General features: G+C 62.0%; 23 protein-coding genes. 9 read left to right on the top strand and 14 right to left on the bottom strand.

Translation table 11 applies throughout. From position 1 onward, the window contains the following. Nucleotides 1-463 precede the first annotated feature (463 nt). Nucleotides 464-622, top strand: coding sequence for a hypothetical protein (locus MESS2_RS31140; protein ID WP_006332549.1), 159 nt, complete (start codon nt 464-466; stop codon nt 620-622). Between the two features lie 138 nt (nt 623-760). On the opposite strand, the gene MESS2_RS15660 is transcribed toward MESS2_RS31140, so the two are convergent. Further along, a complete protein-coding gene (locus MESS2_RS15660) occupies nt 761-1,021 on the bottom strand; it encodes a DUF982 domain-containing protein (RefSeq protein WP_040593212.1) in 261 nt (86 codons plus the stop codon). 104 nt (nt 1,022-1,125) lie between these two features. Then, nucleotides 1,126-1,791 (bottom strand): GntR family transcriptional regulator, encoded by a 666-nt coding sequence (locus MESS2_RS15655; protein WP_040593235.1) that lies wholly within the window; start codon nt 1,789-1,791, stop codon nt 1,126-1,128. A 116-nt stretch (nt 1,792-1,907) separates the two neighbouring features. Between MESS2_RS15655 and MESS2_RS15650 the strand changes: the two genes are divergently transcribed. Together MESS2_RS15650 and MESS2_RS15645 are read left to right on the top strand one after the other, a co-directional pair. Then, the gene (locus MESS2_RS15650; protein ID WP_008875349.1) at nt 1,908-3,161 is read left to right on the top strand and encodes a multidrug efflux MFS transporter; all 1,254 of its coding nucleotides are present in this window, start codon (nt 1,908-1,910) and stop codon (nt 3,159-3,161) included. Nucleotides 3,162-3,219: 58 nt separating this feature from the next. Further along, nucleotides 3,220-3,594, top strand: a complete 375-nt coding sequence (locus MESS2_RS15645; RefSeq protein ID WP_008875348.1) for a DUF423 domain-containing protein — start codon at nt 3,220-3,222, stop codon at nt 3,592-3,594. 26 nt (nt 3,595-3,620) lie between these two features. On the opposite strand, the gene MESS2_RS31135 is transcribed toward MESS2_RS15645, so the two are convergent. Next, entirely contained in the window at nt 3,621-3,767 is a 147-nt protein-coding gene (locus MESS2_RS31135) for a hypothetical protein (RefSeq protein ID WP_008875347.1), read from the bottom strand. Nucleotides 3,768-3,841: 74 nt separating this feature from the next. After that, nucleotides 3,842-3,985: a hypothetical protein gene (locus MESS2_RS31130; protein ID WP_008875346.1), complete on the bottom strand. Its 144-nt coding sequence runs from the start codon at nt 3,983-3,985 to the stop codon at nt 3,842-3,844. A 142-nt stretch (nt 3,986-4,127) separates the two neighbouring features. Here MESS2_RS31130 and MESS2_RS15640 point away from each other — a divergent pair, with 142 nt between their 5' ends. After that, nucleotides 4,128-5,207: a LacI family DNA-binding transcriptional regulator gene (locus MESS2_RS15640; RefSeq protein WP_008875345.1), complete on the top strand. Its 1,080-nt coding sequence runs from the start codon at nt 4,128-4,130 to the stop codon at nt 5,205-5,207. A 15-nt stretch (nt 5,208-5,222) separates the two neighbouring features. Here MESS2_RS15640 and MESS2_RS15635 read toward each other — a convergent pair whose 3' ends face one another. Further along, the gene (locus MESS2_RS15635; RefSeq protein WP_008875344.1) at nt 5,223-6,422 is read right to left on the bottom strand and encodes an OpgC family protein; all 1,200 of its coding nucleotides are present in this window, start codon (nt 6,420-6,422) and stop codon (nt 5,223-5,225) included. A 201-nt stretch (nt 6,423-6,623) separates the two neighbouring features. On the opposite strand from MESS2_RS15635, the gene MESS2_RS15630 reads away from it, so the two are divergent. Next, complete coding sequence (locus MESS2_RS15630; protein ID WP_008875343.1) at nt 6,624-7,295, top strand: alpha/beta hydrolase; 672 nt, start codon at nt 6,624-6,626, stop codon at nt 7,293-7,295. A 13-nt stretch (nt 7,296-7,308) separates the two neighbouring features. Here MESS2_RS15630 and sthA read toward each other — a convergent pair whose 3' ends face one another. Continuing rightward, nucleotides 7,309-8,697 (bottom strand): Si-specific NAD(P)(+) transhydrogenase, encoded by a 1,389-nt coding sequence (gene sthA / locus MESS2_RS15625; RefSeq protein ID WP_008875342.1) that lies wholly within the window; start codon nt 8,695-8,697, stop codon nt 7,309-7,311. 198 nt (nt 8,698-8,895) lie between these two features. On the opposite strand from sthA, the gene MESS2_RS15620 reads away from it, so the two are divergent. The 3 genes from MESS2_RS15620 to MESS2_RS15610 all read left to right on the top strand — a co-directional run bounded on the left by MESS2_RS15620 (nt 8,896) and on the right by MESS2_RS15610 (nt 11,296). Next, nucleotides 8,896-9,366 carry an RDD family protein gene (locus tag MESS2_RS15620; protein ID WP_008875341.1) on the top strand — a complete coding sequence of 157 codons (471 nt, stop codon included), beginning with the start codon at nt 8,896-8,898 and terminating at the stop codon, nt 9,364-9,366. Nucleotides 9,367-9,505: 139 nt separating this feature from the next. Beyond that, on the top strand, nt 9,506-10,270 hold the full coding sequence (locus tag MESS2_RS15615) for an arginyltransferase (protein ID WP_008875340.1): 765 nt from the start codon (nt 9,506-9,508) through the stop codon (nt 10,268-10,270). Between the two features lie 126 nt (nt 10,271-10,396). Then, nucleotides 10,397-11,296 (top strand): DMT family transporter, encoded by a 900-nt coding sequence (locus MESS2_RS15610; RefSeq protein ID WP_008875339.1) that lies wholly within the window; start codon nt 10,397-10,399, stop codon nt 11,294-11,296. On the opposite strand, the gene MESS2_RS15605 is transcribed toward MESS2_RS15610, so the two are convergent. Next, nucleotides 11,284-12,495: an AI-2E family transporter gene (locus MESS2_RS15605; protein WP_008875338.1), complete on the bottom strand. Its 1,212-nt coding sequence runs from the start codon at nt 12,493-12,495 to the stop codon at nt 11,284-11,286. The genes MESS2_RS15610 and MESS2_RS15605 overlap by 13 nt on opposite strands. 168 nt (nt 12,496-12,663) lie before the next feature. Beyond that, nucleotides 12,664-14,916 carry a DNA topoisomerase IV subunit A gene (gene parC / locus MESS2_RS15600; RefSeq protein WP_040593210.1) on the bottom strand — a complete coding sequence of 751 codons (2,253 nt, stop codon included), beginning with the start codon at nt 14,914-14,916 and terminating at the stop codon, nt 12,664-12,666. Nucleotides 14,917-15,240: 324 nt separating this feature from the next. On the opposite strand from parC, the gene MESS2_RS15595 reads away from it, so the two are divergent. Then, the gene (locus MESS2_RS15595) at nt 15,241-16,431 is read left to right on the top strand and encodes a hypothetical protein (RefSeq protein ID WP_008875335.1); all 1,191 of its coding nucleotides are present in this window, start codon (nt 15,241-15,243) and stop codon (nt 16,429-16,431) included. 83 nt (nt 16,432-16,514) lie between these two features. Here the strand turns inward: MESS2_RS15595 and aspS are convergent, their stop codons facing one another. The 6 genes from aspS to MESS2_RS15565 all read right to left on the bottom strand — a co-directional run bounded on the left by aspS (nt 16,515) and on the right by MESS2_RS15565 (nt 24,646). Next, nucleotides 16,515-18,311, bottom strand: coding sequence for an aspartate--tRNA ligase (aspS, locus tag MESS2_RS15590; RefSeq protein WP_008875334.1), 1,797 nt, complete (start codon nt 18,309-18,311; stop codon nt 16,515-16,517). A gap of 234 nt (nt 18,312-18,545) precedes the next feature. Further along, nucleotides 18,546-19,373, bottom strand: a complete 828-nt coding sequence (locus MESS2_RS15585) for a carbohydrate ABC transporter permease (protein WP_209436108.1) — start codon at nt 19,371-19,373, stop codon at nt 18,546-18,548. Then, entirely contained in the window at nt 19,373-20,287 is a 915-nt protein-coding gene (locus MESS2_RS15580) for a carbohydrate ABC transporter permease (RefSeq protein WP_008875332.1), read from the bottom strand. The genes MESS2_RS15585 and MESS2_RS15580 overlap by 1 nt, the downstream gene beginning before the upstream one ends. Before the next feature lie 26 nt (nt 20,288-20,313). Beyond that, a complete protein-coding gene (locus MESS2_RS15575; protein WP_008875331.1) occupies nt 20,314-21,582 on the bottom strand; it encodes an ABC transporter substrate-binding protein in 1,269 nt (422 codons plus the stop codon). Between the two features lie 303 nt (nt 21,583-21,885). Continuing rightward, nucleotides 21,886-23,124: a Zn-dependent hydrolase gene (locus MESS2_RS15570; protein ID WP_040593233.1), complete on the bottom strand. Its 1,239-nt coding sequence runs from the start codon at nt 23,122-23,124 to the stop codon at nt 21,886-21,888. A 16-nt stretch (nt 23,125-23,140) separates the two neighbouring features. Then, complete coding sequence (locus MESS2_RS15565) at nt 23,141-24,646, bottom strand: amino acid ABC transporter permease/ATP-binding protein (protein ID WP_008875329.1); 1,506 nt, start codon at nt 24,644-24,646, stop codon at nt 23,141-23,143. Nucleotides 24,647-24,651 lie beyond the last annotated feature (5 nt).

Here is a 24,651-nt window from a genome sequence, read left to right as displayed (position 1 = left end):
GCTCGATCCCCGTGGCGCTACGCCGAAATGTAGCGCCAGACCTCGGCGTCGGGCTCGACTTGGCCGCTGAGGACGAAATATTAGGGCTCGGCGCGAAAGCCTCCTGCAGCCTGTTGCAATAGTTGAGGCCTTCCCGGACCGAGCCGTCCGAAAGTCTAGCCTGATCGAGCAGTCCGGCAAGCCGGCAGCGAAACAGAGCCTGGGCCGATATCGCGCAAGGCATTGCGCGCATAGTAGAACAGCTTCTGTGCGCTTCTTTGAAACGAGGCCATCGGTCACTTGGATCAAAATAGTTTGGCGGCTGTCGGCGTCTGTACCCGGGCCTTTCCTGCACCATTGTGCCAGCCATCTTGCAAGCCCCGAACCGGACTGGCGCCAGCCATGCAGCCGATCGCCGCTTGCGGTGTTGTATTTGCTGTCCAATGCTCCTAGGCAGGGATCAAGCATAGTGAAAGGAAACGATATGGCGCGAGCACCGAACTACGATCAGGAACGCAAGGAGCGAGACCGGCAGAAGGCCGCCAAGAAGGCGGAAAAGCTGGCGGCCAAGGTCGCCGCCAGGGAACGTTCGAAGCCCGAGGGCGACACCAGCTCCGAAACCGAAGCGGAAGCTGCGAAGTAGAACTGCAGGGCAATCGCTTCAGACAAAGATAGCCTCCAACTGATGTTGGAATGACTAATTGTCGAAGTTGGCGCCTTAAACGATTGCCCTGAGCAAAACGGCGTCCAGCCCGCGAGGCGGACCGGATTTCGCTATGCTTCAGGCTGAGGCCTTGTCGCTGACGAAGACGTTGACTTCGCGGGCCGCGGCGATGAAGGCGCGCCTTGCGTTCATCGCCGGCTTGTCGCCGGCCAGCGCATCATGGCAGGCCTGCAGCGCTTCGCGATGCTTGGGACTGCGCTTGCCGGGCCAGCTGTTCAGGAGGTAGTCGGAAGCCTCCCTAGCCGTGCGCAGGAGCTGGTTGGTTCCGTCCGTGGCCGACTTGACGGTCACGGGTGTTTCAAATCGGTTGTTTTCCATCGCCGCTCTTACGCCATCGCCGCTCGCGAAGCGAGGACGAATGTGTGCTTCACGTTCGCGCATCGGCTTTTGCGCGACGACACTCTTGTCTACGCCCGGTGAGATCAGGCGGCAACGACTGCAAATCCCCTGGCGCGCAGGCCGCGCCGGTCATTGTGCAGTGACGTCATCAGCCGGTCGCGGCTGCTGACGATGTGCGCCGAAAGCCGGCGCGCCGCCTCGTCGGCATCGCCGGCCCGCACTGCCGCCAGAATGGCATGGTGCTCGGCCCAGGCACGGCCGAGTGCCGCCTCGTCGCGAATCTCCAGCCAGCGGGCGCGCGACAGCCGGGTCATCGCATCGCGGACCGCCCTGAACAGAAACTCATTGCCGGACAGGCGCGCCAGCTCGATGTGGAAATCCATGCCGACGCGGTGCCATTCCTCGCGCGGGGTGTCGGAGCCGCAGGACTCGAGCATCGCTTCGATGACATCGACACCGCTTCTGTCGCCCTGCGCGCATGTCAGCCTGAGCGCGGCGACCTCGACCGCCTCGCGGTAGACCGCGATCTGTTCTAACTCGGCGAGATTGATGGGCGAGACCGTCCAGCCGCGCCCGTCGCGACAGATCAGGCCTTCGGTCTCAAGCCGCAGCAGTGCTGCCCGGACCGGCGTGCGCGAGGCGCCGAACCGGCTTTCGATCCAGCGCTCGGTCAAGCGCTCGCCCGGACCGATCTCGAGGCCGAGGATCATCTCGCGAAGCTGGCTCTCGACATTGTGCATCTGCGACATCGTGGTCCCATTCGTGGCGGTCGCATTGACAGCGACAGAGTTGACGTCCATGACGGATACCAAGTTGGTATCCCAAATTGGTATCCGCAACAAGCCCGATACCGGGCAGGACAGACATGGCGCAGGCCAACACGGAACACGGCAGCTATAACGTCCACTGGCGGCGCAATCTCGCTGTGTGCTTTGCAGGCTCGTTCAGCACGCTCATCGCAATGACTTTGCTGTTGCCCTTCCTGCCGCTTTATGTCGAGCAGCTCGGCGCCGAGGGCCACGCGGCGATCGTGCAGTGGTCGGGCATCGCCTATGGCGCCACCTTCTTTGCGGCGGCGCTTGTCGCGCCGCTCTGGGGGCGGCTGGGCGACCGCTATGGTCGCAAGCTGATGCTGGTGCGGGCCAGTTTCGGCATGGCCATCTGCATGTCGTTGACCGGCATGGTGCAGAGCGTCTGGCAATTGGTGCTGCTGCGCCTGCTGATCGGTTTCGCCGGCGGTTATTCCTCCGGTTCGACCATACTCGTCGCCATGCAGACGCCAAAGGACCGTTCAGGCTGGGCGCTCGGCGTGCTGTCGGCGGGCATCACCGCAGGCAGCCTGGTCGGCCCCCTGCTCGGCGGCGCGCTGCCGCCGTTGATCGGCATCCGCGCCACGTTCCTGCTTGCTGGCGGCGTTATCTTGCTGGCTTTCCTGGCGACGACCTTCCTCATCAAGGAGAACCCTCGCCCGGCCGCCGGCAAGGCAGCATCGACCGAGAAGCCGAAAGGCGGCTGGGCGCAGATTCCCGACAAGCGCCCTGTTGTCGCCATGCTGGCGACCGGCATGCTCTTGAGCTTCGCCACCATGTCGATCGAGCCGATCATCACGGTCTATGTCCAGCAGCTCATCGAGGATCAAAGCCGGGTTACTCTGATCTCCGGCGTCGTCATGTCGGCGGCGGCACTCGGCGCCATCCTGTCGGCCTCGCGGCTCGGCAAGCTCGCCGACCGCATCGGCCACTGGAATGTCATTATCGCGGCACTTGCCGTCTCGGCGCTGCTGCTGATCCCGCAAGCCTTCGTCACCCAGAGCTGGCAGCTCATCGGCCTGCGCTTCCTGATGGGCCTGGCGCTTGGCGGCCTCCTGCCCTGCATCACCAGCGTCATCCGCCACAATGTTCCGGACGGCGTCGGCGGCAATGTGCTGGGTCTGTCCATCTCGGCACAATATGTCGGGCAGGTCGCGGGGCCGCTGCTCGGCGGCTTCGTCGGCGGTCATTTCGGCATGCGTGCCGTGTTTCTCGGCACATCGGTGCTGATGGCGGGCGGCGCTGCGTATAACTGGCTGGTCCAGTCGCGCCGCACGCGCGCCATGCTGGCGGAAGCCGGCAAATCCTGACACGGTTCGCGAGCAGTCGCTAATTCACATCGTTCGTTCACATAGGGAGACCAGCGACATGAGCACTGCCGAACATCCGGCAAACGGCAGCAACCGCATCCTTGTTTTGGCCGGCGGCCTGTGCGGTGCGGCTGGTGTGGCGCTGTCGGCCGCTGCGGCGCATCTGGGTGGCGCCTTCGTCGGCACGGCCGCGTCCTTCCTTATGACGCACGCCCCGGTTTTCCTGGCCGTCGGACTGCTTGGCGCAAACCGGATCCTGCGGGCCGGAAGCCTCGTCCTTCTCGTCGGGCTTGTCCTGTTCGCAGGCGATCTTCTGGCTCGCGACTTCATCGGCTCGCGGCTTTTCCCGATGTCGGCGCCGATCGGCGGCACCTTGCTGATCGGAGGCTGGCTTGTGATCGCCGCCTCGGCACTGGTGCGCCCGCGCCCCTGAGACGGCAGCTCCCCCAAGGGGAAGGTTTAATCTTGTCTGCGTTCCGGCCGGACAAGCAGGTCACGATTGCGCGCGGCCCTGGTCAAGCGCAGCCGTTCCGGCCGCCGGGAGGCCGGCGAGATGCCCCAATAGTTGCGGTAGATGTCATCGAACAAATAGCTGACGGGATGCATGGCTTGGTCTCCTCTCGGGTTTCTCTGAGAAAATTGAATCGATCCAATCAACGGGCACGAAAATACCCTGCCGATCAGCTCCGCTTGCGCTCCACCAGGAAGCGCAGATCGCGAACCCACGCACTGGTTCTGCCGCGGCGCTTCTGGCTCACCGCGTTCGACCTGATGCTCCAGTCATTGCGGTAGATGTCTTCAAACAGGTAGTTGACGGGATGCATCGCACGCTCCTCTTAACCTTGATCCACACTCGCTGGAATGCGGCGCTTGGATCGATTCAAAGATAGCTCATATTCGACCGAAGTCAAGCAAACATTTGAATCGATCCAACAAAAGTGTTAGATGGAGTACGGAGGCAGGAAAATGGCGTCATTCACCGCAGGCAACACAAGACCTGTAAGGCTGGCCGATATCGCCAAAGCCGCCGGCGTTTCGCACGGCACCGCCTCCAATGTCTTCAGTCGTCCCGAGATCGTACGCGAGGAGGTCCGCGAACGGGTCAAGGCGGCGGCCGAGGCGATGGGCTATGCCGGACCGGATCCCAAAGGCCGCCTGCTGCGCGCCGGCAAGGTCAACGCGATCGGCGTCGCCACGACCGAGCCCCTCTCCTATTTCTTCGACGATCCCTTTGCCCGCGTCATGATGTCCGGCATCTCCGAGGCATGCGATGCCACGGGTGCCGGCATCGCGCTTGTCTCGGCCGGCAATCAGGAGAAGCTTGCCTGGAACATCCAGAGTGCCCTGGTCGACGGCTTCATCCTGTTCTGCATCGAGGGAGGTCCGCGCCTAGTCGAGCTGACGCGCGAACGAAAGCTCCCCTTCGTCGCGCTCGAACTCGGCTCGCAGGACGACACGGTCTCGGCGATCGGCGTCGACAATGTCGCCGGTGCCCGCCTGGCGGCGCGCCATCTCTGCGAGCTTGGGCATCGCCGCTTTGCCGTGCTGTCACTCGCCTTCGTCGACGACCGCACCGGCCTTGTTTCGCCCGAGCAGGTCCGGGCGGCGCTCTACACCGGGACGCGCGACCGGCTTGCCGGCTATTTCGAGGAGCTTTCGCGCGTCGGTGTCGACACCGCCAATGTGCCGGTCTACGAGACCGAAAACGACGAGGCCAGCACATGGGCTGGCCTCGAAACAATCTTCGCCTCGGCAGAGCCGCCCACCGCCATCCTGGCGATGTCGGACAGGATCGCCATGATCGCGATCGAATGGCTGGCCACGCGGGGCATCGCCGTGCCCCGGGACGTCTCGATCGTCGGCTTCGACGGCGTGCCCGACGGCGCACTTTGCGAGCCTGCGCTCACCACGGTCGCCCAGCCGATCGCCGAGATCGGCCGCAGGGCGGCGCGACGGATCCTCGATTTCGACGGCATGGTGCGGCGCGAAACGCTCGATGTCGAACTTGTCGTCAGGGCCTCATCCCGGCCGCCGACGAGGGTTTGAGTTCTAGCAGATCTATCAATTGGCGCTTGTCACCATGGACCCTGCGCCAAACGACGTACGCACCGGCGGTGTCTCGCTGCGGACCGGCTTGCTCTTGCTGTTCCACCCAATGCCCGACAGCCATTCGAGGTAGTAGGCGAGCGCGAACTGCATGGCGATGCCGGCGGCGATGAGAAGACTGTCATAGGCAAATCCACCCGGATTGATCAGCTTCATCACCTGCGCCGCCATGGCGATCACCGTGCCGGCGATGAAAACCGGCAACGATCGCTTGCCCAAAATGGCGAGCGGGTGGTCACGGCTCGTACGGAACAGGTTCGAGACAGACGGAATGGCCACGACCAGGTAGCTCACGGCCAGGATGTGCAACAGCCTCGGCAGCGACAGGAAGGTCTTGTCGAAGCCGCCGATCACCACGGGCAGATTGAACCACGTTATCTGCCCCCAGAGCGGGGTGTGCACCCAGACCAGTGCCGTCAGCACATAGGCGCCGGCGGCACCCACCAGCCAGCGATTGACCGGAATGGTGCCGCCGCGCCTGACATGCAGCATGGCCGCCAGGCCGATGTTGAAAAGGAACTGCCATGACAGCGGATTGAGGAACCAGAAGCCGGGCTCCGGATAGTTCGGCGGAGCAATCTGGTAGATTCCGGCAACCAGCCACAGAGTTCCGGATACGGCGAGCGTCGCCAAGGGCCTGCTACTGATGAACAGCAGGAAGACCGGCGTCATCAAAAGCAGCACGGCATATACCGGCAGAATGTTGTTGTAGCCGAGCTGATGGCCGAGCGTGACGATGCCAACCAGCACTTCCGGCGTCTTCCTCATGAGCGGCTCGATGTTGATCATCGCCAGAATGTCCGGCCGCTTCGCCAACACCGCCGCCGCGCAGAAGATGGCCATCACCACCACCGTCGTGACGATGTGGGCAACATAGAGCACGCCTGCGCGGCGCCAGATTTTAAGCGTCGCAAGCAGCCGGCTGCCGGGCTGGAATTTTGTGCCATAGGCGAGAGCGACCGACATGCCGGAGATCAGCACGAAGGCCTCCGCGGCATCCGAAAACCCGAAATTCTTGTAGGTCAGGTACTCGTAAGCGGTGCCGGGCACATGGTTGACATAGATGGTCAGGAGGGCGAGCGCCCGGAACACATCTATGCGCGTATCACGCTCTGCAACACGGGTGCCGCGATCGGGCGAAACTGGCATGGTCATCGATAAAAGGCCTCAAAGCTGTTTGTTCATGCCGGCAGTGCAGCCATCCCGGGCACCGCGTCGACTCCTCCCGAGGGATAAATACCAGCGAAAAACGGATTGAAATGCGCCCGGTTCAATCAACTTTGTAGGAGCCTGAAAATATTCCGTTTTGAAGCCGGCAAACGAACAAAACCATTACGAAATCAAAAGGATGCAACCATGGCGGAAAAACCACCGGAAGACGGCTTTTTGCGGCGCGACCTGGCGTTTTCGTATCGCCTCTACAAGCCGGCAAAGCCGGGCGGCGAATGCTTTTTCCTGCTGCATGGGTCAGGTGTCGACGAGACGGCGCTGGTGGCGCTGGGGCGACAGATCGCACCGCGCGCCGTGCTGGTGGCGGTCCGTGGCCGCATCGCCCAGGAGGACGGTTATCGGTGGTTCACACGGATCACGCCGACGCGCTTCGAACAAAACAGCATCCGTAGCGAGGCGGACGCGTTCGCGGACTTCATCACCGAGGCGGCGAAGCGCCATGGCCTCGATTTTTCCAGAACGACATTTCTCGGCTATTCGAACGGCGCCAATCTGGTTTCGAGCGTGATGCTCATGCATCCGCATCTCATCGAACGGGCAGCATTGCTGCGCCCGATGCCGGTGCTCGACGATTTGCCGCCTGCGGACCTTTCCAGAGCGCGCGTGCTGATCATCGCCGGCGCCGCCGACCTGACCTACGCGCCCTTTGCGCCGGCGCTGGTCAGTCTGTTCAGCCAGCATGGCGCAGAGGTCGACGCGCGGATTGTCCCCTCGGGCCATGAATTCGGCGACCGCGACGCGGCGATCGTCAGGCAATGGCGGGCGGACCAGGCGGCAATCGTCGCACAGGCGGATTGATGGGCCTGTCGTCCTAGCCCCGCCCCATCCTGTTCCAGGCGTCCAGGCCCGCGATCTTGTAGGCCTCGGCCAGCGTCGGATAGTTGAAGGTGTTGTTGACGAAGAAATCGACCGTGCCGCCGAGATTGATCACCGCCTGGCCGATATGGATGAGTTCTGTGGCGCCCTCACCGACGATATGCGCGCCGAGCAGGCGGCGCGTCTCGACCGAGAATAGAAGTTTCAGGAAACCGGTGTTGACGCCCATGATGTGGCCACGCGAGGTCTCGCGGAAACGTGCCACGCCGACCTCGTAGGCCGCGCCGCTCTCACGCACCTGCTCTTCCGACTGGCCGACCGTCGAGATTTCCGGCACGGCGTAGATGCCGTAGGGAAAGGTTTCCGGCGGCGGCGGCAAGGTTACGCCGAAGGCGTGGCAGGCGGCCACCCTGCCCTGCTCCATCGAGGTCGAGGCAAGACTGGGGAAACCGATGACGTCGCCGGTGGCGTAGATGTTGGGGGCGCTGGTCTGGAAGGTCTGTGGATCGACCTTGATGCGGCCCCGGGAATCGGCCTCGATGCCGACCACGTCGAGGCCGAGGGTGCCAAGATTGCCGCTGCGGCCGGCGGCATAAAGCACGATCTCGGAGCGGATGGTGCGGCCGTCGGCAAGCGTGACCTCCGCATAGTCGGGTTTGGAGGCAATTTCCTTGACCGTGCTGCCCAGCCGGATCGTCATGCCGCGGTCGCGCATCTGGTGGATGAAATCGTCGACGATCTCACGGTCAACGAAATCGAGGATGGTGTTGCGCGGCTCGACAAGCGTCACCGGCACGTCGAGGGCCGAAAAGATGGTCGCATATTCGACACCGATAACGCCGGCACCGATCACCGTCAGCGTGCGCGGAAGATGGTCGAGTTCCAGCATCTCGTCGCTGTCGAAGACGCGGATCTTGTCGAAGGGCACGTCGCGCGGCCGGTGCGGCCTGGTGCCAACGGCGATCAGCGCATTGGCGAAACCGACTTCGCTATAGTCGCCATTGTCGGTCGTCAGGCTGAGCTTGTTGGGGCCGAGGAACTTCGCCGTGGCGCGCACACTTTTGACCGCGTTGCGCATGAACTGGTGCTGCAGCACCTCGACCTCGTGGTCAAGCGTCTTGTGCAGGCGCTCGACCAGGTCGCCGATGGAAATGTCCTGCTTGACCCGGTAGCCGCGACCGTAGAAACCGCGCTCGCGCCAGCCGGAGAGGTTGAGCACCGTCTCGCGCAATGTCTTCGAGGGGATGGTGCCGGTGTGCACGGAAACACCGCCGAGGCGCCGGCCCCTGTCGACCACCAGCACCGATTTGCCAAGTTTGGCCGATTGCACCGCGGCGCGGCGCCCGGAAGGGCCGCTGCCGATGACCAGCATGTCGTAGTCCATATTGCCCCTGTCCCCGGCGTCTTGTTGCGCCGCAGCAAGCTAACGCCATCCGCCCCGCAAATTCAACCGGTTCGGACCGGGCGTCATATTGTCGATCTTTGCCGGTGAGGGCTCGATCTTGATTCCGCCTGCGAACTTCACCATTTCAGACGACGGCGGCCGCGCACCCTAGCGTGGCGCCTGTTACGAGGACATGACATGAACGCGCGCGTAATTGACGGCGAAATCATCACCACCAGGCTCGACGATGTCAGGGCCTATGAGGGCGTGCGCACGCGGCGCATCCTTGCCTTCATTCTTGATTATTGCATCGTCGCGCTGCTCACCATCCCTTTCGCGATCCTGGTGTTCTTGCTCGGCCTGCTGACGCTCGGCCTCGGCTGGATGCTGTTTTCCGTCCTCGTGCCGGTCGTCGCCGTCCTCTATATCTGGAACACGCTGGGCGGCGCCGACCAGGCCACCACGGGCATGAAGATGATGGGCATCAGGCTCGACCGCCTCGACGGCACCCGCATCGACGGGCTGACGGCTGTCGTCCATTCGGTGCTGTTCTGGGCCGGCAACGTCATCCTGACGCCGCTGATCCTCCTGGTGACGCTGTTTTCCGACCGCAAGCGCACGCTGCACGACCTGCTGCTCGGCACGGTGGTCAGCCGCAGCGGCCGTTGAAACCGCTTTCGAGGAGTCAATGCAGCACCTTATCCGCAAATGTGAAGGCGTCCGGTCAACCACGCCTGCACAATCCTGTTGAATTTTTCGCCGTCCGCGCCAAAGGTAGAGCGATTCGCAGGAGTGTCTCCAAGGATCGATGACGCAGCACCCTACCCAGTCGCCGCAGTTCTTCCTGACCGCGCCGTCGCCGTGCCCTTATCTCGAGGGCCAGTTCGAGCGCAAGGTGTTCACGCATCTGGTCGGCGACAAGGCGCCGGAGATGAACGACCTGTTGACGCAAGGCGGCTTCCGGCGTTCGCAGAATATCGCCTACAGGCCGGCCTGCGAGACCTGCCGCGCCTGCGTTTCGGTACGCATCCTGGCCCAGGAATTCACCGCCAGCCGTAACATGAAGCGGGTGATCCAGCACAATTCAGACCTTGTCGGCGCCATGCACGACGCCCAGCCGTCCACCGAGCAATATTCGTTGTTCCGCAGTTATCTCGACGCCCGTCACCGCCGCGGCGGCATGTCTGACATGACAGTGCTCGACTATGCCATGATGGTCGAGGACACCCATGTCGACACCAAGGTCATCGAGTACCGGCGCCGCGGTCCCGACACTTTCATCACCGGCAAGGGCCAGGGCGAGCTGATCGCGGTGGCGCTCACCGACAAGATGGCCGACGGCCTGTCGATGGTCTATTCCTACTTCAACCCGGACTTGGAGGATCGCTCGCTCGGCACCTTCATGATCCTCGACCACATCGCGCGCGCCAGGGCGATGGGCCTGCCCCATGTCTATCTCGGCTACTGGGTCAACGGCTCGCGCAAGATGAATTATAAGATGCGCTTTATGCCGCAGGAGCATCTCGGTCCGAAGGGCTGGGAACGCTACGACCACGAAGCGGTTTCGCGCTGACCTTTTCTTCCGCCTTTCATCCCTAAACTGTTTCAGGAGGAGGATGCTGGTCTTGCAGCCGCGTGGCTGGGAGACAGGCGCCGGGTCGATCTTGCGGCCTGCCTTCCCATACATTGCGAGACCGCCATGTCATCTCACATCGACCACCAGAAGGGCCTTCTTATCACCGCCATTGGCGGACTGGCGCTGACCGCCGATATTCCGCTGATCCGGCTCGCGGATGGCGGCGCCTGGACGATCCTGCTGCTGCGCACTGGCTCCACCTTTTTCGCGACGCTGGTCATCTGGGCCATCTGGCGCTCGCTGAGCAGGAATGCGCCGCAACTCATCCCTGGCTGGTCGGGGCTTGCGGTGGCCATATGCTACGGGCTGACCTCGCTGACCTTCGTCACCGCCGTCTATCACACCTCGACCGCCAATCTGGTCTTCATCCTGGCTTTCAGCACCGTGTTCACGGGGCTGCTGTCGTGGTTGTTCCTGAAGGAACGGCCGCACCTGGCCACGGTGCTGACGATGCTGGTCATGATCCTCGGCGTGCTGATCATCGTCGGCGGCTCGATCGGGACCGGGCACCTGTTCGGCGATTTCATGGCGCTGTGCTCGGCCTTCCTGATAGCACTGGCCATCACCATCTCGCGCGCCAGCGGCAAGGATATGGGTTTCACCTCGCTGATCAGCGTCGTTCTGCCCCTCGCAGTCGCGGTGTTCATGGTTTCGGGTGAAGGCGGCATCCAGGTGAGCGCGCCATGGTGGATCATCTTCAACGGCGCCGTCATCATGCCGATCTCGTTCTTCTGCCTCGCCAATGGCCCGAAATACATTTCCGGACCGGAAGTGGCGATGTTCTACCTGCTCGAAACCGTTCTGGCACCGGTCTGGGTGTGGATGGTCTTTGCCGAAACACCGTCGCGCGACAGTCTCATCGGCGGCGCGGTCATCATCGTCGCGCTGGTTGCGCATTCGGCGTGGCAATTGTACGAGGGCCGCAAGCGCCGCGCCACGCTTGCCGTCTCTCACCCGGCCTGAATCTTTTTCGCGTCGGCGACGATCTCTATCTGCGGCGGGGCGCCCTCCGGTCCAGCGGGCGCTTCCGAGGCGGACTCGTCGGCCAGTTCCACCTCGCGCAGCCATTCGCGCCAGATCGCGACCAGCAGCGCCATCAGCACCGGGCCGATGAACAGGCCGAGAAAGCCCATGGTCTTGACGCCGCCGATCAGGCCGAAAAAGGTCGGCAGGAACGGCAGCTTTATTGGGCCGCCGACCAGTTTCGGGCGCAATGTCTTGTCGACGATGAAGAGTTCCACCGAGCCCCAGATGAATAGCGCCAGCCCCGCCATCAGCGAGCCGCTGGCGGCGAGATAGATCGAGACAAGCGTAAACGACAGCGGGGCGCCGCCGGGGATCAGCGCCATGATGCCGGTCAGTGCGCCGAGCGTCACCGGCGACGGCACGCCGGCCAGCCAGTAGGCGACGCCCAGCACCAGCCCCTCGCCGATGGCGATCACGGTCATGCCTGTCACTGTCGAGGAGATGGTCGCCGGCACCACGCGCGAGATCCGCTCCCACCTGGCCGGCAGGATGCGTTCGCCGAGACGGTCGACCTGCCCGGCGAAATGCTCGCCGTCGCGATAGGCGAAGAACAGCGCGATCAGCATGAACAGCAAGGCCAGCAGAAGCCCGAAGACACTGCCGCCGGCAGCCAGCACGCCGCGATAGATGCTGCCGATGTTGGCGCCGCTGATCAGCTGGATCAGTTCGCCGATGCCGCCAGGATGGCCGAGATTGCGCGTCCACTGCTCGTTCAGCCAGTCGCCCACCACAGGCAGCGTGGCGATCCAGTGCGGCGTCACCGCGCCTTCGCGGTTGGTCTCGATCGCCCAGCCGACCCAGTCGCGGACTTCGTTGGTGGCGTAGGCGCCGGCGAGCGCGATCGGCACCACCAGGAAGGCCAGGATGAACAGGATCGCCAATGTCGCGGCGATCGTGCGGTTGCCGCCGACACCAGCAAGCAGCCGCCGATAGAGCGGCCAGCTGGCAAAGGCGATGACGAGAGCGGCCAGCACCGGGACCAGGAAGCCATGGAAGAAATAGACGCCGGCGGCGACGATCAGCACCAGCAGCCAGCGCGCGGCCGACAGCGGTGGGATGACGGCCGCCCTGAGCGGCGTCGACAGACCGAACAGGCGCTGCTGGCGTTCCGATTTCTGGATTTTTGCTTCCTTCAAATGCCCGACTCTCCCCGACCACGGCGATGCAGCCTGCATCGCCGCATCGCTTATGGATGATTATAGTGCAGCAATCGTGACGACATTCCAAATGTTTGAACGGAGGCGCTTGGGAAGGGAAAGGTAGGCAGGACAGAGGGGGTGCGAAGGAATGCTGTCGTCCAGAGACTACCCGAACTTACCCGTCCTTGGAAAACCCTTCGGCACCATGCGTCCGGCGGACGCACGGGCGCCGATCCATTCCGCCAATTCCTCACGCGACTTGGTGAAGGTGCGGTCGGCCGAATCCTGCCATGAGAGGCCGCTTTCGAGCGTGAAAGTCTTGAGGTCGAGAACGCCGCCATCCTTGTATTTCTGCAGGCGGACGCCCTTGCCGCGTCCCATCTCCGGGATCTCGGCAAGCCGAAACACCAGCATCTTGCGGTTCTCGCCGACGATGGCGAGATGATCGCCGGCGACCGTCACGCAGCGCTTGGCCTCGTCGGGCGCCTTGACGTTCATCACCTGCTTGCCCTTGCGGGTGTTGGCCACGACCTCCTCCTCCGGCACGACAAAGCCGTTGGCATCGTATGACACCAAGAGCAGCTTGCGCTTGGGATCATGGACGAAGGCGGTGACGATGTCCTGGTCATTGTCCATGTCGACGATGATGCGGATCGGCTCGCCGTGGCCGCGGCCGCCCGGCAGCCGGTCGGCGCCGATCGTGTAGAACTTGCCGCCGGTGGTGAAGACCAGCACCTTGTCGGTGGTCTGGGCGTGGAAGGCGAGCTTGAGACTATCGCCCTCCTTGAAGGTCAACGTCGAATGGTCGGTCAGATGACCCTTCATCGCCCGCAGCCAGCCCTTTTCCGAGACGACCACGGTGACCGGCTCGCGCTCGATCATGGCATGCGCAATGTCGGTCAGGTCATGTTCGGGCGCATCGGCGAACTGGGTCCGGCGCTTGCCGAGTTCGGTCTCCGGTCCGAACTTGTCGCGGATGCTGGTGACTTCCCATTTGATCGTCGCCCACTGCTTAGCGTCCGACGCAAGCAGCGCCTCGATCTGCTTCTTCTCGGTCGTCAGCCCGTCGAATTCCTTGCGGATCTCGATTTCTTCCAGCTTGCGCAAGGCGCGCAGCCGCATGTTGAGGATGGCTTCGGCCTGGTCGTCGGTCAGCGACCAGCGCGCCATCATCACTTGCTTGGGCTCGTCCTCCTCGCGGATGATCCTGATCACCTCGTCGATGTTCAGATAGGCGATCAGATAGCCGGCGAGGATCTCCAGCCGCCTCTCGATCTCGCCGAGGCGATGCTTCGAGCGGCGGATCAGCACGTCGCGGCGGTGCTCCAGCCATTCCTTGAGCACGCCCTTCAGCGAGAGCACGTTCGGCACCCTGCCGCGCGACAGCACGTTCATGTTGAGCGGGAAGCGGCTTTCGAGTTCGGTCAGCTTGAACAGCGATTCCATCAGGATGCCGGGATCGACCGAACGGCTCTTCGGCACCAGCACGACGCGGATGTCTTCGGCGCTTTCGTCGCGGATGTCTTCCAAGAGCGGCAATTTGCGCGCCATCAAAAGCTCGGCGATCTTTTCGATCAGCCGGGCCTTCTGGACGCCATAGGGGATTTCGGTGACAACGATGCTCCAGGTGCCCCTGCCCTGGTCTTCCTGGCCCCATTTGGCCCTGACGCGAAAGCCGCCGCGACCGGTTTCGTAGGCTTCGAGGATCGAGGCGCGGCTGTCGACGATGATGCCGCCGGTCGGGAAGTCCGGACCTTGCACGAAATCCATCAGCTTCGTCACCGGCGCATCCGGATGCTCGATCAGATGCAAGGCCGCATCGCAAAGTTCGGCCGCATTGTGCGGCGGGATCGAGGTCGCCATGCCGACCGCAATGCCGGACGAGCCGTTGGCGAGCAGGTTCGGGAAGGCGCCGGGCAGCACGACCGGCTCCTCGTCCTCCTCATTGTAGGTTGGCCGATAGTCGACCGCATCCTCGGTGATGCCGGAAAGCAGCTCGGTCGCCACCTCCGTCATGCGCGCTTCGGTGTAGCGCATGGCGGCGGCGTTATCGCCGTCGATATTGCCGAAATTGCCTTGCCCGTCGACCAGCGGGTAGCGCATCGAAAAGTCCTGCGCCAGGCGCACCAGCGCATCGTAGATCGATTGGTCGCCATGCGGATGGAACTTGCCCATCACCTCGCCGACGATGCGGGCGCATTTGGCAAAGCCCTGGTCGGGGTTGAGCCGCAGCAGTCGCATGGCATGCATGATGCGGCGATGGACCGGCTTCAGCCCGTCGCGCACGTCCGGCAACGCCCGGTGCATGATGGTCGACAGCGCATAGGCGAGATAGCGCTCTTCCAGCGCCTTCTTCAGATCGATCGGTTCGACGTGGTCACCGCCGCCATCTTCAGGCGGCAAAAGCCTTTTTCCCATGGGCTGGGACTAGCCGAGTGGGTGATTCGCGGCAAGAGGCGCAGGAATGGAGCAGCCCATCTGCAACAGGAATGGAAATGCCACCGCGCCGGCCAACATCAACTTGTTACATGCCGGCTCTAAGGCGGAATGCGACGGGTGAAGATGACCGGTTTTCATGACAAACTCGCGGCACCGCGCATAGGACTCTTGATCGGTTTGGCTTTCGCGGTGATTTTCGGCCATTGTGCGGGATGCGCCTTTTTCCCGTCCAGTTCGTCACGGAATGGTGATGGCGCAAAGAAATTCGAAAAACAATTTCAGGACACTCTCAGGGAACTCGCGATGACAATCAAAAGCTCAACTCTTCAAAAGCTTGCTTTTTCGACCTTTTTGCTAACGCTGCCGCTGAACGCGGCTTTCGCACAGGATACGGCGGTCGCCGACCGGCTGAAGGCGGCCATGGCCGCCCAGGGCGTCGACATTTCGTGGACCGGAGTGACCGGCGATGCTTCCAGCATGGTGTTGCAAGGCGTGTCCGTCAAACCGGCAGCTGAAAAGGAAACGCTGCCGATCGGCGACGTCAAGCTCGAAGGCGTGACCGAGGCCAATGGCGGTTATGCCATCGCAACCGTATCGACTTCGGCGTTCCAGCGCAGCCAGGATGGGGTCACGCTCAACCTCAGCCCCTTCGTCATCCATGACATGACGGTTCCGGCAGACGGGGCGACGGGACCGCTGGGTTCGCTGATGATGTACAAGTCGGCCGAACTCGACAACATGACAGTCAAGATCGCCGACAAGACCGCCTTCTCGATGGACGGGCTTGCAATCGAAATCACGCCGCCAGCCGAAGGCAAGGCGATGGCGTTTTCGGGTACCACGGAAAAGTTCAATGCCGACCTGACACTGGTCGACGATCCGAAATCCAAGGAAGTGATCAACGCCCTCGGTTACCAGAACATCACGGGCAACCTCGAAATGGCCGGTACCTGGCAGCCTTCGGACGGCAAGATGGAACTGTCGAAATACGACATCTCCGTCGACAATGCCGGCACGCTCGGCATGACCTTCGATCTCGGCGGCTACACGCTGGACGTCATCAAGTCGCTGCAGCAGATGCAGAAGAAGATGGCGGCGCAGCCCGAAGGCGCCGACAAATCGGCTGAGGGCATGGCCATGCTCGGCCTCCTGCAGCAGCTTTCGTTCAACAGCGCCAGCGTCCGCTTCGACGACGATTCGCTGACCAACAAGGTGCTGGACTATGTCGGCAAGCAGCAAGGCATGTCCGGCAAGGACATCGCCAACCAGGCCAAGGCGATCGTGCCTTTCGGCATGGCGCAGCTCAACAATCCCGAACTGACGGCCGAGGTGACGGCTGCGGTCGGCAAATATCTCGACGATCCGCAGAGCCTCGAGATCTCGGCCGAGCCGTCGGCAGCGGTGCCGTTCGCGCTGATCATGGCAGGCGCCATGTCCAACCCGCTCGACCTGCCGAAGACGCTTGGCGTGACCGTCAAGGCGAACGAAGACTGATCGAAACGGCCGCTCGAACAGCAAAGCCCGGCTGCGGTCGCCGGGCTTTTTCATGAATCAATAGAATCGGTTGCGGGAGGTTTCTAAGCCTCTTTCTTGGTCACTGCGATACGCAACGACAATTCGCGAAGCTGCTGTGGGCTCGCTTCCGACGGCGCATTCATCAGCAAATCATAAGCCTGCTGGTTCATCGGGAACATGGTCACTTCGCGCAGGTTTTTGGCGCCGACCAGAAGCATGACGACACGGTCGATACCGGCCGCCATGCCGCCATGCGGCGGCGCGCCATACTGGAAGGCGCGATAGAGGCCGCCGAAGCGCTCCTCGACCGTTTCGCGATCCAGCCCGACAGTCTTGAAGGCCTTGACCATGGTCTCGGGCAGATGGTTGCGAATGCCGCCGGAGGCGATCTCGAAACCGTTGCAGACCATGTCGTACTGGAATGCCTTGATGCCGAGCAGATCATCGCCCTTGAGCGCCTCGATGCCGCCCTGCGGCATGGAGAACGGGTTGTGGGCGAAATCGATCTTCTTCTCCTCCTCGTTCCATTCGAAGAACGGGAAGTCGACGATCCAGCACAGTTCGAAGCGCTCGCGGTTGACGAGATTCAGTTCCTCGCCGGCGCGCGTACGTGCAGCACCCGCGAAGGAGACGAATTTCTTCGGGTCGCCGGCGACGAAGAAGGCGGCATCGCCATCGGCAAGGCCGAGCTGCAGGCGGATCGCCTCGGTACGCTCCTCACCGATATTCTTGGCGAGCGGACCGGCGCCTTCGAGCTTTTCGCCTTCCTTGCGCCAGAAGATGTAACCCAGCCCCGGCTGGCCCTCACCTTGCGCCCAGGAATTCATGCGGTCGCAAAAGGCACGCGAACCGCCGGTTTTTGCCGGAATGGCCCAGACCTCGGCCTTCGGATCGTTGGCCAGGATGTTGGCGAAGACCTTGAAGCCGGAATCGCGAAAATGAACGGAGACGGCCTGCATTTCGATCGGGTTGCGCAGGTCCGGCTTGTCGGTGCCGTATTTGCGCATCGCCACATCGTAAGGAATGCGCTGGAATTTCTGCGTCACCGGCTTGCCGTTGGCGAAGGTCTCGAAGACCCCGCGCATGACCGGTTCCATCGTCGACAGCACGTCGTCCTGCTCGACGAAGCTCATTTCGAGGTCGAGTTGGTAGAATTCGCCCGGCAGCCGGTCGGCGCGCGGGTCCTCGTCGCGGAAGCACGGCGCGATCTGGAAATAGCGGTCGAAGCCAGACACCATGATCAGCTGCTTGTACTGCTGCGGCGCCTGCGGCAACGCATAGAAAGTGCCGGGATGGATACGCGACGGCACCAGGAAGTCGCGCGCGCCTTCCGGCGAAGACGCGGTCAGGATCGGCGTCGAGAATTCGGTGAAGCCGACCTCGCCCATGCGCTTGCGCATCTCGGCGATGATTTTCGTGCGCGCCACTATGTTCTTGTGCAGCGTCTCGCGGCGCAGGTCGAGGAAGCGGTATTTGAGGCGGATGTCCTCGGGATAGTCCGGTTCGCCAAACACCGGCAGTGGCAATTCCCTGGCCGCCGACAGCACTTCGATCTCACGGGCGAAAATCTCGATCTCGCCGGTCGGCAGGTTTGCGTTCACCGTGTCCGCCAGGCGCGCCTTGACCTCGCCGTCGACGCGGATCACCCATTCGCCACGCACGGTTTCGGCGACCTTGAAGGCTGGCGAATCCGGATCGGCGACAATCTGGGTCAAGCCATAATGGTCGCGCAGGTCGATGAACAGCAGGCCGCCATGATCGCGCACGCGATGCACCCAGCCCGACAGGCGGACGGAGGAGCCGACGTCGCTGTTCCTCAATTGGGCACAGGTATGGCTGCGGTAACGATGCATTGTCATTGCTAAGTCCGGATGCTGGGTTGCGGCCAAGGCATGATGGCCCGGCCCGAAATTTGCGCGAAAAGCACATGAGAGGCCGGCTTTGTCAAGGCAGACGGCGCTTGAGTGGCATCTCCGTTCGAACTTCAGCCTCGACCAGAACCCGATACTCTTGGTCGGCCTTTCCGAAGCCGACCTTCGCGCCGCGGCCAAAGTCGAGCCATGTGGTGCGTGCCCGATGAGGTGTTTACCACCTCATCCCTTGACCCCACCCGCGGTGAGGCCTGTGATAATCCTGCGCTGGAAGATGAGGACGAGGATGACGAGCGGCACGGTGACGATCACCGATGCGGCCATGATGTTGCCCCAGGGGATCTCGAACTGTGAGCTGCCCGAAAGCAGCGCTATCGCGACCGGCACTGTTCGCTGCTCGTTGTTGGAGGTGAACGTCAGAGCGAACAGGAACTCGTTCCACGCGCCGATAAAGGCGAGAAGCCCGGTGGTCGCCAGCGCCGGCCACATCAGCGGCAGGAAAACGCGCGTGATAATGATCCAGGGCGTCGCGCCGTCGAGGATCGCCGCTTCCTCGAGCTCGATCGGAAGGTCGCGAACAAAGGCGGTAAGCACCCAGACGGTGAACGGCAAGGTGAAGATCATGTAGGAGAAGATCAATGCCAAGAGCGAGTTGTAGAGGCCCAGCGTCCGGATCAGTTCGAAAAGACCGGCAAGCAACGCCACTTGCGGGAACATCGAGACGGACAGGATGATGAAAAGCAAAGCAGAGCGGCCACGAAAGCGGATGCGCGCAAGCGCATAGGCGGCGGTAACGCCGAGGAACAGCGAAATGATGACGACGGCGCTGGAGACGAACAGCGAGTTCAACAGGTTGCGCAGGAACGTCCCTTCGGTGAAGACGCTCCTGTAATTGCTGAAGCTGATCATCTTCGGCCAGTAGTCGACCTCAAACAGCGCGGTCCCTGATTTCAGGCTGGTGATGATGGCGTAGTAGAATGGGAACACCGCGACGAGGACGATGACGGCGACGAGCAGGTAAAAGGCGGCGCGCTTGACGATCCACATGATCAATAATCCTTGTCCAGTCTCACCCGGCCGAACCGCAGAACGAGCATGGTCAGCAGCGCGAGGATGACGAAGAGCAGCGTCGAGGCGGCGGATCCATAGGCGAACTTGTCGAATTCGAACAGGTTCTCCCGGGCAAATACCGACATCGACTTGGTGTGGACGTTGTTGGGTGTGAGCACGTAGATCAGGTCGAAGATGCGCAGGGCGTCGAGGCCGCGGAAGATGACAGCCACCATCAGCGCCGGCCGGATGAGCGGCAAGGTGACCTTCCAGAAAACCTTCCACGGGCTGACGCCATCGAGCCTGGCGACCTCGTAGATCTCCTGCGGCAGCATCTGCAGGGCAGCGAGGATGAGCAGCGCCATGAACGGCGTCGTCTTCCAGATATCGACGATGAGGACGGCGAACATCGCCGTATCGGCGCTGGCCGTCCAGGCGATCTTGGTGCCGATCAAGCCAAGCCTGAGAAGGGCGTCGTTGATGATGCCGAACTGGTCGTTGAGCATCCACTGCCACATCTTCGCCGAGACGATGGTCGGGATCGCCCAGGGAATGAGGATGGCGGCGCGCACGATGCCGCGGCCCGGGAATTCGGCGTTGAGCACCAGCGCGACGATCATGCCGAGGATGGTCTCGCAGGTCACCGAAATCACCGCGAAGCGCACCGTGTTCCAGACGGCGCGCCACCAGACCGGGTCGGCGAGCAGCCCGTCATGGATGACCCGACCGCTCGGCATTTGCAGGACCGAGAAATAGTTGGCGAAGCCAATCCACCGGCTGGCCTCGAGGTCCGCCAGCGAGGCATCGGTGAAGCTGAAATAGATCGTGCGCAGAAGTGGCCAGCCGGCGACGGCGGCGAGCACGATGAGCATCGGGGCAAGGAACAGCCATGCCGAGCGAGCGCGCTGGCGCATCAACAGCGAGCTTGGGTGCCGTGAGATCACCAGGCGGCGCCTTTGAGCCTGGTCAAGGAGAACTCGAGATCGGCAAGGTTGTCGGCAGCCGTGCCCTCGCCGGACAGGGTGTTGTGGACGGCGGTCCAGAATTCGCTCGATGCCTCATTGTACCTGCTCTTGGCCTGGGCCGAGGGACGCGGTACCGCGTTGAGAACGACGTTCTTCCAGCGCGGAATGACCGGCTGCGCGCTGGCAATGTCGGCATCGTCGTAGAGCGCCTGGATGGTCGGCAGATATCCCCCCTGCAAGGCGCGGTACTTCTGCATCGCAGGAGAGGCGATCCATTTGACCAGCCCGATCGCTACGTCCGGGTTCTTCGAATATCTGGAAACGGCCAGGTTCCAGCCGCCAAGCGTTGCAGCCGGGCGCGCGCCCTCACCCGACCCCGGCGGCAGGGTCGTCACCTCGAACTTGCCCTTGACGGGGGAGCCTTCGCTATTGCCAAGCGCATAGGCGTAGGGCCAGTTGCGCATGAAGACGGCGTTGCCGGTCTGCCAGACACCGCGCGATTCTTCTTCCTGGTAGGCCAGAACGCCGGGAGGCGAGATGGTTCCCACCCAGCTCCGGGCCATTTCCAGCGCTGCAGCTGCCTTCGGATTGTTGATGGAGATGGTGCCGTCCGGCTCGACAATCTGGCCGCCGCCATTCGACTTGACCCATTCGAGTGCATCGCAGGTCAACCCCTCATAGGCGTTGCCCTGGAAGACGAAGCCCCACATGTCCTTGTTGCCGGCCTCGCGCTCCTTGTCCATGACAAGCCTGGCGGTGTCGGTAAGTTCGGCCCAGTTGGCCGGGACCTTGGCGCCGTATTTGTCGAGGAGGTCCTTGCGATAGTAGAGCGCCGGGGCGTCAGTGAAAATCGGCAAGGCGACCAGTTTGCCATCGACGGTCTGCGATTGGATGATCGACGGGAAATGGGCGCCAACGACGTCATCGGTCGCCTCGGTCAGGTCAACGAGCTGCTTTGCAAGCTGCGGGGCCCAGATGATGTCCGTCTGATAGACGTCGACGTCGCTGCTTCCAGCGGCGAGCCAGAGCCTGTATTGGCCGAACTGGTCCGTCCCCGAGGGCGGCACCGGAACGACGGTGACCTTGTTGCCGGTCTTCTTCTCGTATTGATCGAGGATCTCGCGAAGGATTCTCTGGCCGTTGCCGGTATCGCCCGAGACGATGGCGAGGTCGACAGCCCACGCCGGCCCAGCCGTCAGAAACGCAGCGACGGCAAACGCGACAAGTGCGGGGTGAAATTTCATGATGGCAGACCCTCCCTCGGAGCTTCAGACCGACCGGGCGGCAGAAGCGGACAAGCCAACGCCTGGCGCCTTCCTAGGCGCGGCAGCTCATGGAACGCGTATTCAGCCCTCCTTGCACTGAACTGAAAAGATACGTCTTGGGTTCCCAAGCACAGCGTCCAGCCCGTTAGCGGCTACGCTGTCTTGCGAAGCGTCGCTTCTCTCAGCTCGGCCGTTTCTCCACGGCAGACATACTTTGCCGTCAATCTTCCCTTGCGGGCCATGTACGATGCTGCGGACGCCAGTCGCGTTACGCGATAGCAGTCAGTGCTTACCCGCCAAGTCTGTTACCACGTCCAGCAAGACGTGCGCTCCGTTGATCAGGTCGCGGTCCGGGGTATATTCATCGGGATTGTGGCTGATGCCTTTTGCGCTTGGCACGAAGATCATAGCGGTCGGGCATAGGCGGGCCATCATCTGAGCGTCGTGTCCAGCTCCCGATGTGATCCTTACGGACTTGAAACCTCGCAGCTCCGCGACCTGCTCGATCCTGGCGACGATATCGTCGCAGAATTGTACTGGTTGTGTTCGGGCGAGTATCTCACTTCTGGCGGTTACACCTAGGGCATTCGAAATCGATGTGAGCTCCTCTGCAAGCGCGGCCTCCGCCTCCAGGAGCCGCTCTTCCTTCGGGCTGCGCAGGTCCACCGTAAGAGTGGCACGGGAGGGTATTACGTTGATCGCATTGGGCTCGAAATGGACAGATCCCACCGTCCCGACCATTTCCGTGTTGTATTCCATGGCGCGCTCGTGCACGAATTCCATGATTTTCGCGGCCGCATATCCGGCATCGCGCCTCAGGTCCATAGGTGTCGTTCCGGCATGGTTGGCAACGCCATCGATCGTGATCCGCTGCCATGAAATGCCCTGTAGATCTTCAACGACGCCAATCTGCATTCCCAAGGATTCGAGAACGGGACCTTGTTCGATGTGAAGCTCGACGTAGGCTTCGGGAGCCGGCAACTCCGGATCGAGCTTTCCCGCGTATCCGATACGCTCCAGCTCGTAGCCAAGCAGCTTGCCGTCGATTGAAACTGCCTGAAGCGCTACTTCGGCGTCCATTCCGCCCACATAGACCAAGGAACCCATCATATCAGGGGTGAATCTCACGCCTTCCTCGTTGGTGAAGGCAGCGACGACAAGCGGTCTCGCTAGGTGAATTCCCTCGGCCATGATCGTTTCAACGATGCCGAGCCCTGCCAGAACGCCGTAACATCCGTCAAAATTTCCTGCGTCAATAACCGTATCGATATGCGATCCCATCATGATAGGTGCCGTTCCAGAATTTTCCGGTGTTTCGTAGACCGCGAAAATGTTGCCGATGCGATCTACCAAAACCTTCAGTCCGGCTTCCTTAGCCCATCTCACGAATAGATCACGGCCAGCCTTGTCGGCGTCGGTGGCGGCCAGCCTTGTCAATCGGCCGTCCTGGTCGACGCCCACGGCCCCCAGCTCCTTCAGTCGGCGAACAAGCCGTTCGCCATCAACAGTCATTCGGGTCATCTGGTATTCTTCGCTCTCAAAGGCGGACGAAATCGGCGAGCCGGACATCCCGCAAAAGTTCCTCACGCAGCGCATTCGGCGATCCGTCGAAGATGACCTTCCCGCCTTCCATGAAAATCACCCGGTCCGACACTTCGAGAGCGAATTTCATCTCATGCGTCACGATGATCATCGTCCGACCGGATTTTGCCAAATCGGCCATGATGCGAAGCACCTCGCCAACCGTCTCCGGATCCAGTGCCGACGTCGGTTCGTCGAACAGCAAGACCGACGGCTTCATCGCCAATGCCCTTGCGATGGCGACGCGCTGCTGCTGGCCGCCCGAAAGCTGATGCGGATACTTGTTTTCGTGCGCGAGCATTCCGACTTGGCTCAGGATCGCCCTGGCGCTGGACCGAATCTCGCCGACGCTTCCGCGATTGTGATAACGGGGGCCCAGCGTGACGTTCCCGAGTACCGTCTTGTGGGGAAAGAGATTGAAGCTCTGAAACACCATTCCGAGTTCCAGCATCTCATTTTTGGCTTTCGGCAAGGTTCTGCCGAGTTGCTCCTCACGTCCGGCAATGAAGGGTTTTTCCTTCAGATACACGATACCCTGGTCAAGCGTCTCAAGCCCGTTCAGTGACCGGATAAGTGTGGTCTTCCCTGATCCAGAGGGTCCGATAATAGATACGACTTCTCCCTGACGAACGGCCAGATTCAAGTTGTTGAATACGGAATTGTCGCCAAAGGATTTCCCCCCACGGTCAAGCCGAATTGCGGGTTGGCTGTCGACCCGTTCCACGATCGAGGGCAAGTCCGACGCGGAGTCCGCCCCGTCAGCCCCGGCCTTCGAAAGTGCGGTGAGACGATTGGAAAAATCGAGGTGTCGTTCCAGCGCCTTCAGCAACGTGTCAAAAACGGTCACGATTAGCACGTAGTAGAACGCGACCGCCACCATGGTTTCGATAACCTTGAAATTCTGAGTGTAGTAGCGCTGGCCAACAAGAAGAATTTCCGCCAGCGATATGACCGAGACAAGCGACGTCAGTTTGACGATCGAGATGAACTCGTTCGCGAGCGACGGGAGAGCTATCCGTAGCGCTTGCGGAATGACCACGAGCCGTTGGATGCCGGAGCGTGACAGACCGAGCACATGCCCGGCCTCGTATTGTCCCTTGCTGACGGAGACCAGCGCGCCTCTGTGGATCTCGGCGATGTAGGCGGTCTCGCTTAGAACGATCGCGATCAGACCGGAGATGAACGGAATCGAGAGAAATGAGCCCGTCGACGGGAACGCTTGCGGGAGATTGTAAACGAAGATCAGCAAGACCAGCAGCGGGAGGCTGCGAAAGAACCAGACGTATACGGAGGCGATCTTTCTTACCGCGAGGAACCCGGATCGGTGCGAAAGGGCGACGAAGAATCCAAGTATCACGCTGATGATCCAGCTCGCCAGGCTGAGTTCAACGACAAGCAGGGTTGCGTTCCAGAAGTCGCGGCTCCAGAGAAGCCCGATCGTATAGGACCAGTCGAATTCCATTATTT

Origin of the sequence: Mesorhizobium metallidurans STM 2683 (assembly GCF_000350085.1) — a bacterium.
Classification (GTDB): Bacteria; Pseudomonadota; Alphaproteobacteria; order Rhizobiales; family Rhizobiaceae; genus Mesorhizobium; species Mesorhizobium metallidurans.
Note: the sequence above shows the minus strand (reverse complement) of the source record. Positions and strands in the feature narration are given on the sequence as shown.